The sequence below is a fragment of the Salinisphaera sp. C84B14 genome (assembly GCF_040361435.1).
Taxonomy (GTDB): Bacteria; Pseudomonadota; Gammaproteobacteria; order Nevskiales; family Salinisphaeraceae; genus Salinisphaera.
Window position 1 is genome coordinate 110,512 of the sequence record NZ_APNL01000004.1, and the last position, 12,975, is coordinate 123,486.

At 61.7% G+C, this 12,975-nt stretch carries 13 protein-coding genes and 1 pseudogene; 8 read left to right on the forward strand and 6 right to left on the reverse strand.

Annotated elements, in window-relative coordinates:
* Window positions 1-27 precede the first annotated feature (27 nt).
* On the forward strand, window positions 28-954 hold the full coding sequence (locus C84B14_RS04625) for a glycosyltransferase family 2 protein (protein WP_353222215.1): 927 nt from the start codon (window positions 28-30) through the stop codon (window positions 952-954).
* Window positions 955-981: 27 nt separating this feature from the next.
* Here C84B14_RS04625 and C84B14_RS04630 read toward each other — a convergent pair whose 3' ends face one another.
* Window positions 982-2,295, reverse strand: a complete 1,314-nt coding sequence (locus tag C84B14_RS04630) for a hypothetical protein (protein ID WP_353222217.1) — start codon at window positions 2,293-2,295, stop codon at window positions 982-984.
* Window positions 2,296-2,426: 131 nt separating this feature from the next.
* On the opposite strand from C84B14_RS04630, the gene C84B14_RS04635 reads away from it, so the two are divergent.
* Entirely contained in the window at window positions 2,427-3,188 is a 762-nt protein-coding gene (locus C84B14_RS04635; protein WP_353222219.1) for a glycosyltransferase, read from the forward strand.
* 44 nt (window positions 3,189-3,232) lie between these two features.
* Window positions 3,233-4,132 carry a glycosyltransferase family 2 protein gene (locus C84B14_RS04640; protein ID WP_353222221.1) on the forward strand — a complete coding sequence of 300 codons (900 nt, stop codon included), beginning with the start codon at window positions 3,233-3,235 and terminating at the stop codon, window positions 4,130-4,132.
* Window positions 4,133-4,166: 34 nt separating this feature from the next.
* Here C84B14_RS04640 and C84B14_RS04645 read toward each other — a convergent pair.
* A pseudogene (locus tag C84B14_RS04645) lies at window positions 4,167-4,655 on the reverse strand (FkbM family methyltransferase); the annotation flags it as partial.
* A 28-nt stretch (window positions 4,656-4,683) separates the two neighbouring features.
* Between C84B14_RS04645 and C84B14_RS04650 the strand changes: the two are divergent.
* Window positions 4,684-4,839, forward strand: coding sequence for a hypothetical protein (locus tag C84B14_RS04650; protein ID WP_353222223.1), 156 nt, complete (start codon window positions 4,684-4,686; stop codon window positions 4,837-4,839).
* Window positions 4,840-4,975: 136 nt separating this feature from the next.
* On the opposite strand, the gene C84B14_RS04655 is transcribed toward C84B14_RS04650, so the two are convergent.
* Window positions 4,976-5,950, reverse strand: a complete 975-nt coding sequence (locus C84B14_RS04655) for a malate dehydrogenase (RefSeq protein WP_353222225.1) — start codon at window positions 5,948-5,950, stop codon at window positions 4,976-4,978.
* A gap of 271 nt (window positions 5,951-6,221) precedes the next feature.
* On the opposite strand from C84B14_RS04655, the gene C84B14_RS04660 reads away from it, so the two are divergent.
* The 4 genes from C84B14_RS04660 to C84B14_RS04675 are packed head-to-tail and all read left to right on the forward strand — an operon-like array spanning window position 6,222 to window position 10,817.
* Window positions 6,222-7,487, forward strand: coding sequence for an NAD(P)/FAD-dependent oxidoreductase (locus tag C84B14_RS04660; RefSeq protein ID WP_353222227.1), 1,266 nt, complete (start codon window positions 6,222-6,224; stop codon window positions 7,485-7,487).
* Window positions 7,480-8,253: a DUF1365 domain-containing protein gene (locus C84B14_RS04665; RefSeq protein WP_353222418.1), complete on the forward strand. Its 774-nt coding sequence runs from the start codon at window positions 7,480-7,482 to the stop codon at window positions 8,251-8,253. The genes C84B14_RS04660 and C84B14_RS04665 overlap by 8 nt, the downstream gene beginning before the upstream one ends.
* Window positions 8,254-8,257: 4 nt before the next feature.
* A complete protein-coding gene (locus tag C84B14_RS04670; RefSeq protein ID WP_353222229.1) occupies window positions 8,258-9,478 on the forward strand; it encodes a class I SAM-dependent methyltransferase in 1,221 nt (406 codons plus the stop codon).
* 7 nt (window positions 9,479-9,485) lie between these two features.
* Window positions 9,486-10,817 carry an MFS transporter gene (locus C84B14_RS04675; RefSeq protein WP_353222231.1) on the forward strand — a complete coding sequence of 444 codons (1,332 nt, stop codon included), beginning with the start codon at window positions 9,486-9,488 and terminating at the stop codon, window positions 10,815-10,817.
* Between the two features lie 234 nt (window positions 10,818-11,051).
* On the opposite strand, the gene C84B14_RS04680 is transcribed toward C84B14_RS04675, so the two are convergent.
* The 3 genes from C84B14_RS04680 to C84B14_RS04690 all read right to left on the reverse strand — a co-directional run bounded on the left by C84B14_RS04680 (window position 11,052) and on the right by C84B14_RS04690 (window position 12,850).
* Window positions 11,052-11,660 (reverse strand): SCO family protein, encoded by a 609-nt coding sequence (locus C84B14_RS04680; protein WP_353222233.1) that lies wholly within the window; start codon window positions 11,658-11,660, stop codon window positions 11,052-11,054.
* Window positions 11,657-12,526 (reverse strand): cytochrome c oxidase assembly protein, encoded by an 870-nt coding sequence (locus C84B14_RS04685; RefSeq protein WP_348766057.1) that lies wholly within the window; start codon window positions 12,524-12,526, stop codon window positions 11,657-11,659. The genes C84B14_RS04680 and C84B14_RS04685 overlap by 4 nt, the downstream gene beginning before the upstream one ends.
* 126 nt (window positions 12,527-12,652) lie before the next feature.
* A complete protein-coding gene (locus tag C84B14_RS04690) occupies window positions 12,653-12,850 on the reverse strand; it encodes a hypothetical protein (RefSeq protein ID WP_353222235.1) in 198 nt (65 codons plus the stop codon).
* Window positions 12,851-12,975 lie beyond the last annotated feature (125 nt).

Genomic DNA, 12,975 nt, shown 5'->3' on the forward strand with positions numbered 1-12,975 from the left:
CGCTAAACTCAGCCAGACTGCCTGCCCATGGATATATCCATTCTGTTCGCGACGCGCAATCGTGCCGCCCAGCTCGAGCAAACCCTGGCCAGCTACCGTGCATTGGACATGCAGGGTCTCGAGTGGGAATTACTGATCGTCGACAACGCAAGCACGGACGCCACGGCCGATGTGATCGAGCGCATGCGCGATCATTTGCCGATCGTATGCTCGACGTTTCACGGTGTCGGCAAGAATCGGGCGCTCAACGAAATGTTGCCGCAGCTGCGCGGATCGCTCGTCGTTTTCACCGACGACGATGTGCTGCCCGAACCGGACTGCATACGCGCTTATATCGATGCGGCGCAACGCTGGTCCGACGATGTCGTATTCGGCGCGCGTATCGAACCCCGCTTCCCGGCCGGTACCCCGGACTGGATGCAGTCGCCGGACTTCGAGTTCTCGACCACCGCCTTCGCGCGTTACCAGCCGGCGGCGCAGGAAGGGCCGGTGCGGCGCCATCCTTATGGTCCGAGCTTCGCCGTGCGTCGCTCGGCTTTCGAGGGCATGTGCTTCAATGAACAGCTCGGTCCGCAAAGCGGCAGCTATGCGATGGGTGGCGAGGCGGATTTCCTGCGTCGCCTGCATGCCAAGGGACACCGCTATATTTATGTCCCCCAGGCTCGCGTTGCCCACGTGGTGAGACCCGAGCAGGTGCATGCCGACTGGTTGCTGGCACGGGCCAACAAGAAGGGGCGCGGCCAGGTCTATTTACCGAGCAACAAGAAAAAACGGCGCATTCGTTTGGCGGGCGCACCGCTCAAGCTGTGGCTCGCGGTGTCGCGATCTTGGCTGCGCTATCGTTTGGCCACGCTAAGAGCCAACGAACGCGAGCGTCTGCAAAAGGGCATCGCCTATCAGCTGCGATTGGGCGAACTTCAGCAACGGCTGAAGGATTACAGCTCGACTGCCTGAGGCGCCTGCTTTACGGTCGCAGCCTGTTCAGGCCCGCGCGCTATCCGTGATGCCGAACAGATCCGGGCGCGCCTCGAGCAGCAGACTGATATTGAACAGCGCGTGCAGCGCCTTGGTATGGTCTGCGCCGCCAGCACGATGTTCGTCGAGCAATGCCGTCGCCTCAAGCCACGGTATGTGTTGTGATTCGTCCAGCTGCTGCATGCCCTGGGCGTACATCGCGTGAAAATCGCTGCGGTCTCGGAGTAGCTGGCGGAAGTCGAGATACTGCCAGCTCCGGTTCGCGGGGGGCACATCCACCCAGGGTAATATCCGACTGAGGTTACGACGCATGCGCCGGCGCCGCTTCAGTCGCTTCTTGTGGTGCCGTATGGCCCTCTCGTCGGCGCCGAGCGGCAGGCCACCGCTGGCTGTTGTCGGCAGCGCGAAGACTTCCGGAAAGGCGTACTGGAACAGTTCGATGAAGAATGCCCGGTTCTTGCGGATGTCATCGGGTAGCCCGAGCATGAAAGCGCACCATTGCGGATCCAGAAACGGGGTGACGACATCGAAGCCGGGCGGGCAGACGATCGGGCGAACGAGCATCTGCTGGCGAACGCCGTAATCGAGCTGTTGTATGGCCGGCAGCAGATCAAGCGAAACGAAGGGCGCATCAGGCAGAGCATCCAGCGGATCCGTGCCGGGGGCCGTCAGGGTCGCGGTGCGGCTGAGCCGACACCATGCAGCCAGCTGGGCGCGTGCTTCGTCCCAGCTAAGCCCGCCGGCCTTGCCCAGATTCTTGCCGGCGAGTACGTCGCCGATAAAACCGTTGGCATAGGTATAGCCGTCGCCGAAATACTGCGCGATATGATCGTTGTAGAACATATCCAGAAGGACCGAGGGGCGCGGTGAGCGCTTGGCCAACGACAGCAGGTCGGCACGTTTGACTTCGATCTTGCGTAAATCGAATCGGTCGATTGGCGCGCCGGTCGCTCGAGCGACCGGTAGCGCGAGGTCGTAATCGAAGGCGCCCGGAATACCGTAGGTAACAGCACGCACGTCCGCGCCGCATGCCCGCAAGCCGGCAAGAACCGCGCGCGAATCCAGGCCTGCACTCAGGGGCACGATCAGTGGTTTTTCAGTGCGTTCGACGACCCGAAGGCAGACGTTCCTCCACAGCTCTGCGCCTTCTTTGAGCAGGCGCGGTGGATCGTCATTGCGGCGCTGCTTGCGCTGTTGCGCCTCGATGAGGGTCTCGGTCGAAAACGGTAGCGCTGGCTGGACGCTTGGACTACGAATGATCGAGCCGTAGTGCAGGGCCTGGCCCAAGGCCGATAAATCCACCGTGTTTCGTTGCGTCATGCCGATATTGGGAGAAGACTTCAGTAATCCGCGATTGTACGACAGCTTCTTCGGCACGATAGCCATATCGTTTCACGACCCTCTGTGTTGCTAAACTTGCCGACCATCGCTGTATAGGAAAGCCGAAGTCTATGGCCACCATGGATGCGACGCCTGCTCAAGACGATCGAGTCACTTTCGTAGTCACAAGCTGTGGCCGTCCCGAACTGCTGTCCCGGACGTTACAAACGTTCGTCGAGCACAATACCTATCCCATCGCGCGCTACGTGCTAATCGAGGATTCGGGCGACGATGAAATGCGGGCCTGGTTGGAGCGCGAATACGGCACGTTCTTCGATCGGATCCTGTTCAACGAACCACGCCTGGGGCAGATCAAGAGCGTCGACCGCGCCTATTCGATTGTGGATACGCCGTATATCTTCCACTGCGAGGACGATTTCGAATTCTTTCGCGAAGGCTTCGTCGAGGAATCGCTATCCGTACTCAAGCATGATCCGAAGGCGATCACGGTATGGATGCGCCATCTCTGGGACTGCAAGAAACACAAGCTAGGCGAGCGCATTCAATACACGCCCGATAACGTGATGTATCGCCAGGTGCTGCCGAAGGTTTCCCACAAGGAAACGTGGCACGGCTTTACTTTCAATCCAGGCTTGCGGCGGCGAGCGGACTACGAGCTTATCAAGCCTTTTGCGGCCGTCGGTCATGAGCTCCAGATAAACTACGCGTATCACGATCTCGGCTTTCATGGCGTCGTACTCGAAGAGGGAGCCACGCGACATATCGGCGCCGGCCACCACGTCTCGGATGTAGGCGAGTCGTTGTATCGACGGATCAAGGTTGAATTGCGTCGGCGTCGACGCGCCCGTCGCGAGCGCAAGGCCCACCGCTGATTGATACATACGGATCGAGCCGCATGAGTGAGCTAGACATCAGCGTGGTGTTGACCACGCGCGACCGGGCGGACCGGCTGGCGGCGACGCTGGAAGACTTCGCGCGGCTGCGCAGCGAGGGATTCGACTGGGAACTGTTGATAGTCGATAACGGCAGCCGCGATGCCACCGCGGCGGTCATCGCAGAAGCCAGCAAGTGCTTGCCCATCCGCATGTTGACGCTCGATCGGCCCGGCAAATGCAGGGCGCAGAATCTGGCGCTCGAGCAGGTCGTCGGCGCGCTGGTGGTGTTTACCGACGATGATGTCTCGGTAGATTCCGGTTGGCTCGAAGCGCTTTGGGGCGCCGCACAGCGTTGGCCCGACGCCGACCTGTTCGGTGGCGCGATTCGCGTGAAATTGATCGGCGACCCGCCGGACTGGCTGCAGGGCGAGAACGGACAGAAAATCGTGGCGCGCCATTGCGCCGAGTACCGGCCGCGCGAGGATGAAGGCTATACCGATACCCCGCCGATCGGGCCCAATATGGCAGTGCGCCGTCGGGTACTGGGGGATATCCGCTTCGACGAGAACGTCGGGCCCGACGGTAGTAGCGACTATATCAAGGGCGGCGATACCGATTTCAACATCGCCCTCATGCAGCGTGGTCATCGCTGCGTATTCGTTCCGAATGCAATTGTCGGCCACCACGCCTACGCTGAACAACTGAGCTTCGAGAGCCTATTTCAGGGCGTGTATCGACGCGGGCGCAAGAACGGCTATCTGCGCCCCGAACGCGGCGGCCCCAGCATCTCAGGGGTGCCGATTAAACTCTGGGTTCGCCTGATAAAGCAATGGCTTCGGCTTCGATGTGCGTCTCGCACAGATGCGCTGGTTTACTACGAACTTGGAACCAAATACTTCTATCGTTTGGGCTATGTAGACCAGCTGCGTGTTAAAGGCTGAACCGCGTTTGGCCTGGCAAGACGTCAAGTTCTTATTAGCAGGCAATCGTATTCGATAAGTTGCCAACCGTCGCGACTGACCGGGGACATGCCGGCGACACAAAACCCGCGGCTCTCAAAAACGTCAGGCTCTCGGTCCAATGAGGCAGGCCTTCGTAGACCGCTTTAACCGATACTTCGGCAAGTATGATTTCGATATTTCGCCGGACTTGCGAGCTACCTTCGACGACTTGCATGTCGTAGCCCTGCGTATCGAGCTTCAGACATATCTTGCGCTCATCGGCGTTGAAGCGTTCCCGTTCCAGAAACGAGTCTAAACGACTCACTACAACCGACGCCTTCTCGTCGGCATTCACTCGGTTGCGAAAGAGACTTAGAGCGTACTCGCTCGCTTTCAGTAAAGAGCTGAATACGCTATCCCGCGAGACGTAAATCTCTTGTTCGCCATCTTCGCTACCAAGCGCGCAATTATAGGCGTGCCAGTGCCTATCACCTTGCGCGTGGTGTTTCAGCGTTTTCAACCACTGAAGGCGCGGGTTCGAAGGATATTAATTGACCCGAATAATAATCGCGGAGCTTGTGCGCGAATTGACCGGTATTGGCGCCGACATCGACGACAACATCAACACCCAGGTGGTTCAGCAGCGAGTTCAGCTGGGCGCGCTTGCACGGCCAGGCGTTTCTTTCGCGTTCGGTATCTACGATTAACAGCGATTTCTTGTCGAGAAACTCAACGCGGTACCAGCTCGTGCTGTCGATGAGCCGACAGAACAAACCGGTACCGCGCTTCGCCCTTGGATGAGCCCCACTTTCGAGTCTATATCGAGGGGACTAGAGGACGGCGTTAGCCGAGAAGAGCCGACACCGCTTCACGCTCGCTGCGCAGCTCGTCTTCGGTGGCCTTCATGCGCTCGCGGCTGAACTCGTCGATTTCCAGATCCTGGACGATTTCGTATTTGCCGTTCTTGCAGGTCACGGGATAGGAAAACATGATGCCTTCCTCGACGCCGTAGCTGCCGTCGGCGGGGATGCCCATCGACACGATGCCTTTCGAGCCATTCACCCAGTCGTGGATGTGGTCGATGGCGGCCGAGGCGGCCGAGGCCGCGCTGGAGGCGCCGCGGGCTTCGATGATCGCTGCGCCGCGCTTCTGCACGGTGGGGATGAAGTCGTTTTCGTACCAGTCACGGTCGACCAGATCCAGGGCCGGCTTGCCGTTGACGGTCGCCTGGCTGATATCCGGGTACTGGGTCGCGCTGTGGTTGCCCCAGACGATCATCTTGTCGATATCGGTGACCTGGGTGCCGGTCTTCTGGGCCAGCTGCGACAGGGCACGGTTGTGGTCCAGGCGCATCATGGCGGTGAACTGACCCTTGTCCAGGTCCGGCGCGTTGCTGGCCGCGATCAGGGCGTTGGTGTTGGCCGGGTTGCCGACAACCAGCACCTTGACGTCGCGCGAGGCGTGGTCGTTGATGGCCTTGCCCTGCACCGAGAAGATATCGGCGTTGGCCTTGAGCAGGTCGGAGCGCTCCATGCCCTTGCCGCGCGGCTTGGCGCCGACGAGCAGGCAGATGTCGGCATCCTTGAAGGCTTCTTCGGGCTTGTCGGTGCCGATGATGTCCTTGACCAGCGGGAAGGCACAGTCGTTGACTTCCATCATCACGCCGTTGAGCGCATCCATCGCCGGCGGAATTTCCAGCAGCTGCAGGATGACCGGCTGATCCGGGCCGAGCATGTCGCCAGCGGCGATACGGAAGATGAGCGAGTAGCTGATCTGGCCGGCGCCGCCGGTAATGGCTACGCGTACGGGTTCTTTCATGGTGCGCTCCTTGTAAATGGAAAGGTTTGAAGACAGACGCGAACAACAGCTTGCCGTGTCTTATGACAGATACCGCGGCAACGATGCCCGAATTCGATAGACTAGAGGCGATCGCGCGACGCCAGCGGCTTTTGTGTCCACGTCGTTTCAAAAGTCGGTCGCAGAGCATAGCCGAAACACCAAAACGGGTAAAAACACCGTGCATCTATGCACGGTCCGCAGGCGTAGCCATGCGTTCGACTTGCCCGTACGCTTCAATAAAAAGGACGACATGCAGCGAATCGCTATCGTGGGCAGCGGCATCGCCGGGCTGGGGACGGCATGGCTACTCGATGGCAGCGCCGAGATCACCGTCTTCGAAGCCGCCAATCGGCCCGGCGGGCATGCCAATACGGTAATGGCCGGTGAACAGCCGGTGGACACCGGCTTTATCGTGTTAAACGATCGTAACTATCCGTTTTTCGAGTCGTTATTGGCCGAGCTTGCGGTCGAGACACGGTCCAGCGACATGTCGTTTGCGGTGTCGATCGGCGACGGCGCGATCGAATGGGCCGGCGATAGCTGGCGTACGCTGTTCGCCCAGAAAAGCCGGCTGCTGGATTCACGCCACTGGCGCATGATCGCCGATATCCTGCGCTTCAACCGCCAGACCCGCCAGCTCATAGAGACCGATGCGCTACCCGCGGTGTCGCTGGGCGAGTTTCTTGATCGTAATGGTTATAGCGATGCCTTTGCCGCGCGCTATCTGTTACCCATGGCGGCCGCGATCTGGTCCACGCCGACGGCGGACATGCGCGCCTTTCCGGTCGGTGCATTCCTGCGGTTCTTCGACAACCACGGGCTGCTGGAACTGTCGAACCGGCCGCAGTGGAAAACGATCGTCGGCGGCAGCCAGCGCTATGTGCAGGCCATTGCCAAGCACCTGGGCGCGCGTCTGCGCCTGGCCACGCCGGTCGAGCGCGTACGCCGCGATCAAGACGGCGCCCATCTGACCCTGGCCAACGGCAAGACCGAGACGTTCGATCAGGTGGTGTTCGCCTGTCATGCCGATCAGACCCGCGCGATGCTCGCGGATGCCAGCGCGCTGGAATCCTCGCTGTTGTCGGCGTTTCGCTTTCAGCCCAACCGCGCGATCCTGCACAGCGATATCGCGTTGTTGCCGCAGCGCCGGCGTGTCTGGGCGGCCTGGAATTATCTGGCCGATCGCGACGGCGTCGAGGATCAGCGCGTCACCGTGAGCTACTGGATGAACCGGCTGCAGTCCATCGGCGGCGAGCGCCAATACGTGGTCAGCCTCAATCCGCGCGTCGAGCCCAACGCCCGCCACGTCATCCGCGAAATCGAGTATCACCACCCGGTGTTCGACGGCGAGGCGATCGCCGCGCAGGGCCGGCTGGACGAGATCCAGGGCCATAATCGGGCCTGGTTCTGTGGCGCCTGGTGCGGCTACGGCTTCCATGAAGACGGCCTGGCCTCGGCGGTGCGCGTGGCCCGCGGACTGGGCATCGACGTGCCTTGGCGTGGGCGCGATGGTTAGTGCGGGCGCGCTCTATCGCTGTCGGGTCATGCATCGGCGACCGGGCCCGCCGCGCTATCGCTTCAACTATCGCAGCTTCTATCTGCTGCTGGATATCGATGCGATCGATGACGCCTGTGCCGTATCGCCGCTGTTGTCCCGCAACCGCTTCAATGTCCTGTCGTTCTACGATGCCGAGCATGGCCCGCACGATGCGCGCGTGAACCTGCGCGTCTGGCTGGATGAGCTGCTCGCTGAACACGGCGTCGACCTGGCCGGCGGGCGTGTACAGCTGCTGACCATGCCGCGCGTGCTCGGCTACGGTTTTCATCCGATAAGCGTGTTCTATTGCCACCATGCCGACGGCTCGCTGCGTGCCATCGTGGTGGAAGTTCATAACACCTTCGGCGAGCACCATTTCTATGTGCTGCACGAGCAGGGCGCGCCCATGAACTGGCGTGCGGCGCAACGCAAGGCCAAGGCCTTTCACGTATCGCCGTTTTTCGACCGCAGCGGCGGCTACCGGTTTCATTTCGCCGAACCGGGCGCGCAGCTGGGTGTGGGTATCCGCCTGTTCGAAGCCGACGGCCAGCGTCTGCGTATTACCACCACGCTGACCGGCGAGCGCCGCGCGCTGAATACGGCCAACATCCTGAAAGCGGTCTGCGGCGTACCGTTCATGACGATCAAGGTCGTCGCGGCGATCCACTGGCAGGCGTTCAAGCTCTGGCTGCGCGGCGCCGTATTCCACCGTAAACCCGAGCAGAACCGCGAGAATGTCTCCTGAAACGATGACCATGCAACGTGACAAGGGCGCGACGATTCAAGCCGGCGAACCCAGCAACTGGCGCGAGCGTCAGGTGGTAAAACGCCTGGATCGTATGCATACCGGGCGTCTGGAAGTGCGCCTGCCCAACGGTTCGCTAGCGATTTTTGCCGGCGATCGCGAGGGGCCGTCGGCACGGCTGTACATGCATTCTGCGGCCATGGTCACGCGTTTGTTCAAGGCCGGGTCCATCGGTTTTGCCGAAGGCTATATGGCCGGCGAATGGGATGCCGACAACCTCGCCACGCTGATTTATCTGCTACACCTCAACGAAGACGCGCTTGAGCCGGATTTTTCGCGGCTGCAGCATTTGTATACCTTGATGAGCGCGATCCGGCATCGGCTTCGGCGCAACTCCAAACGCGGCTCCCGGCGCAACATCGCCTACCACTACGATCTGGGTAACGACTTCTATGCCCAGTGGCTGGACGAAACCTGGACCTACTCCAGCGCGATTTTCCAGCACGAAGACGAACCGCTGGAGACCGCGCAAAAACGCAAATATGCCCGTCTTCTGGCGCGGCTCGACGTGCAACCGGGCGATCATATTCTCGAAATCGGCTGTGGCTGGGGCGGCTTCGCCCGTTACGCGGCGACCCATGCGGATTGCCGCGTAACCGGCCTGACTCTGTCCACCGAACAACTGCGCTTTGCCCAGGCGCGTGCGCAGGCCGCCGGTGTGGCCGATCGCGTGTCGTTCGAGCTGCGTGACTATCGCGATGTCAGCGCACAGTACGACCACGTGGTCTCGATCGAGATGTACGAAGCGGTGGGCGAAGCCTACTGGCCGACCTATTTCGCCGCCATTCACGATGCCCTCAAGCCGGGCGGGCGCGCGGCGATCCAGGCGATCACCATCGACGACTCGCGCTTCGACTACTACCGCGCCAACGTCGACTTCATCCAGGAGTACGTATTTCCGGGCGGCATGCTGGCCTCGCCCAGCGTGTTCCAGGCGCAGTCCGAAGCCAAGGGCCTGCACGTACGCGAAACCGACTTCTACGGTGCAGACTATGCACGCACCCTGATGCGCTGGGACGATGCGGTACGGGCGGCGTCCGATTCCATCATCACCGAGCGCGGCGCGTCGTTCTACCGCATGTGGCGGTATTATCTGGCCTACTGCGCGGCCGGCTTTACTTCCGGCAATATCGATCTCATGCAGATCGCCCTCCAGCGGGACTGATACGCCTATGAGTACACGTACCGGCATGGATCGCCTGGCCGCCTACGGGCTGCTCGGCCTGCCGCTGGCCGCGCTGGGCCTGCCCCTGACGGTGTATCTGCCCCCGTTTTACTCGCAGATGCCGGGCCTGAATACCGGCCTGGTCGGGGTTCTGATCTTCGCCGCGCGTCTTTTTGACGTGGTCACCGACCCGTTGATCGGCAGCGCCTCGGACAGGCTGCAGACCCGGTTCGGCCGTCGGCGGCCGTGGATCGCGGCCGGCACCCCGGTGCTCATGCTCGCGGCGTGGTTTCTGTTCGTGCCGCCCGACAACGCAGGCGCTGCCTATCTGCTGGTATGGAGCATGCTGGCGTATCTGGGCTGGACGCTGATCTATCTGCCCTACACCACGCTCGGGGCGGAAATGTCGGCCGACTACGACGAGCGCTCCCGAATCACCGCCTGGCGCGAGGGATTCTTCGTGCTCGGTACGCTGGTGGCCATCATGCTACCGGCCCTCGCACAGCGCTTTATCGGCGGCGCAGCGGCGGGTCTGGCCGCGATCGCGGTATTTCTAATGGTGGCCCTGCCCATCGCCACGGGACTTTTTCTCTGGCGGGTACGCGAACCGGACGGCGCCAGCGCTTCGAAGATCCGTTGGCGGGAAAGCCTCGATCTGCTCAAGTCCAATCGCCCCTTTACCCGGCTGCTGATCGCCTACCTGCTCAACGGGGCCGCCAACGGCCTGCCGGCCGCGCTGTTCCTGTTCTTCGTGACCGCCATCCTGGGTGGCAGCGAAATCACCGGCGGCATTTTCCTGGCGATCTATTTCCTGTCGGCCGTGCTCGGATTGCCGCTGTGGCTGAAGATCGGGCGCAACTGGAGCAAGCACCGGCTCTGGTGTGCCTCGATGCTGTGGGTGAGCTTCGTGTTCATCTTCACGCTTACGCTGGGCGAGGGCGACTATATCGGCTACGGCCTGATATGCGTGCTGGGCGGGACCTGTCTGGGCGTGGATCAGGCCATTGCCGCCTCGATCCAGGCGGACGTCATCGACGAAGACACCGCCGCCGGCGGCGACGGTCGGGCGGGGCTGTATTTCGGGCTCTGGGGCATGGCCACGAAACTGGCCTTCGCGATCGCCCTCGGGATCGCCTATCCGGTGCTGTGGTTGGCAGGCTTCGACGCCGGCCAGGACAACGACGCCGTCGCGCTATGGACGCTGGCCGTGCTCTACGGCCTGCTGCCGGTGGCGATCAAGCTCGGCGTAGTGGGCATGATGTGGAACTTCCCGCTCGACCGGCGCCGGCATGCCGAATTACAGGAGCGCATCGGGCGTAGCGAACGGGCAGCGGGCTAGAACCTCGGCGCGATTTCGTGTTCGCGTGGTGTTGCCGTACTCGAAAAGAAGACGGGAACCGCAGATTGCGCAGCTCAACGCAGATTATGTGACGCAACCCCGGGGTCGGCATGCACTGCTGCTGAGTCAGCTCGCAGGCGGCGAACTTCAGCCGTTACGCACTCTGTTCAATCTACCGTGGCCTTAAAGCAACGCAGCGACCGTTCACAATCCCCGGCCTTGGCGCAGAGCCGCTCAGTCTAGCTGGCCGAGCAGGGTTTTAAGGTCGGCGGTGATTTCATCCACGCTTTGCTGCTGGTTGATCAGCAGCCGCGCGCGGTCGTCAGGGCCGAACACGAAGATCGCGCTGCTATGCGACACCAGATAGAAGCCGTTGTCGTTGGGCTCGCCGTAGCCGTAGGTCACGCGGTAACGCTTGCTTAACGCCTTGAGCTGCTCCTGGGTGCCGGTCAGGCCCACCACCCCGTCACCGAAGCTCGATGTGAAGCGTTGCAGGCGCTCGGGCGTATCGCGTTCCGGGTCCACGCTTAAAAACAGGACATCGATATCGTCACGCGTGTCGGCATCCAGACCGCCCAGCGCTGCGCGAATGCGAGCCATCGTGGCCGGACATATATCCGGACAGTTGGTATAGCCGAAAAACAGCAGCTTCAGGCGGCCGTCGTAATCGTCGGCGGTAACCGCCTCGCCCTTTTCGTTGGTCAGATTGAACTCGAGGTCCGGCATCACGCCGGTGATGTCGTGCGCGGTGTAATCGGGACCGCCCGAGCAGCCGCTCAAGGCGAGGCCCAGGCTTATACCAACAGCCAGAAGCACGCGGGGAAGAATCTTGTGCAGGGTCATGTCACGGGTTCCTTGACTGGCGAGGCGCTCGGTCGGTCAGCGGATTCGGGCTTGCTGCGCTCGTGGATGAAGCCGAAGCGCAACAGGATAAGCGTTGCCACAACGCTCATCATGGCGGCCGGTATCCAGGTAATCAGGCCGCCCAGCTGCTGGTCTACGATGGGCGAGATCGGAAAAGCCCGCCCGCAGACGGCATAGACGTCGTAGACGGTATCGGGCGCGAGCGCGATATAGGCGCCCAGCGCGATCTGGGGCGGCATGACCGCCCACAGCACGATAATGCGCAGGCCGGTGGAGTAGGTGGTACGCGTGGTGCCCGGCGCGCGCGGGTCGAGCATGAACCACCAGAACAGCAGGCCATCGACCGCCATGGACAGGTTCATCAGCCAGTAGTCGCGGGCCGAAAGCATGGCAGTGAAATGGATCGACGGCGTAAGCCAGAAATAGATCAGGCCGACGAACAGCAGTGCACTGATGAACGGGTGCTGCACAAAGCGGTAGCAGGCCGCGACCGGCGGTAGTTCGCCGAGCCCGCGCACGCCGCGATTGAGCCAGGCCGGCGCGCCGGCAGCGAGCACGGCGGTGGGCATGGACAGCGCGATCAGAAACGGCCCGAGATGATGCAGAATCAGATGCTGGGCGCGATGGATGAAGAACATGTACTGCGCGTAGTAATCAACATGCGTCTGCATGACCACATACATGCTGATCAGCCCCAGGCCGAATGCGATCGCCGGGGCGATATCGCGCAGACGGCGTCGGCGCGCCAGCCCGCGGGCGTAGCAGCATGCAACGATCGCGAATAGCGCGATAAGCAGCGGCTGCGGCTCCCAGGGCGTGAGCCAGAGAATGATCTCGTCCATCATGCCGTTGCCGGTTAAAGGGAATGCCGAAAGCGTGAAATGCGGGCCGGCCCGCTGGTTAGTCGCTCATTTTACGCACGGGCGTCGGAAAACGATGAAGCCGCGCAATCGCCGCGGCGCTGGCGCCGCTTACCAGTCGTCCTTTTCCCGTTGTTTTTCGCGCTCTTCCTCGGCCCATGCGTCCTTGTCGAGATCACGCAGCTTGCTGCGATCCACGTGCTTGAGATCTTCTCGGCTGGCGGCGATTTGTGTGCGCACCCAGTTGACGATGCCGAACGCGGCCACGAGCAGCGCAAGTACGATCACGATCCAGATTACGGTGTTCATGGCTAGGGCCTGTTGACGCTTTATTCGGGTACGCGCCAAGCGCTGTTTGGCGGCAAGGTGAGGCGTAGTGGGCGCGGCGCCGTGTGTTCGCGCGGCGCGCCAGGGCACTGTATTGCCCGAAAACA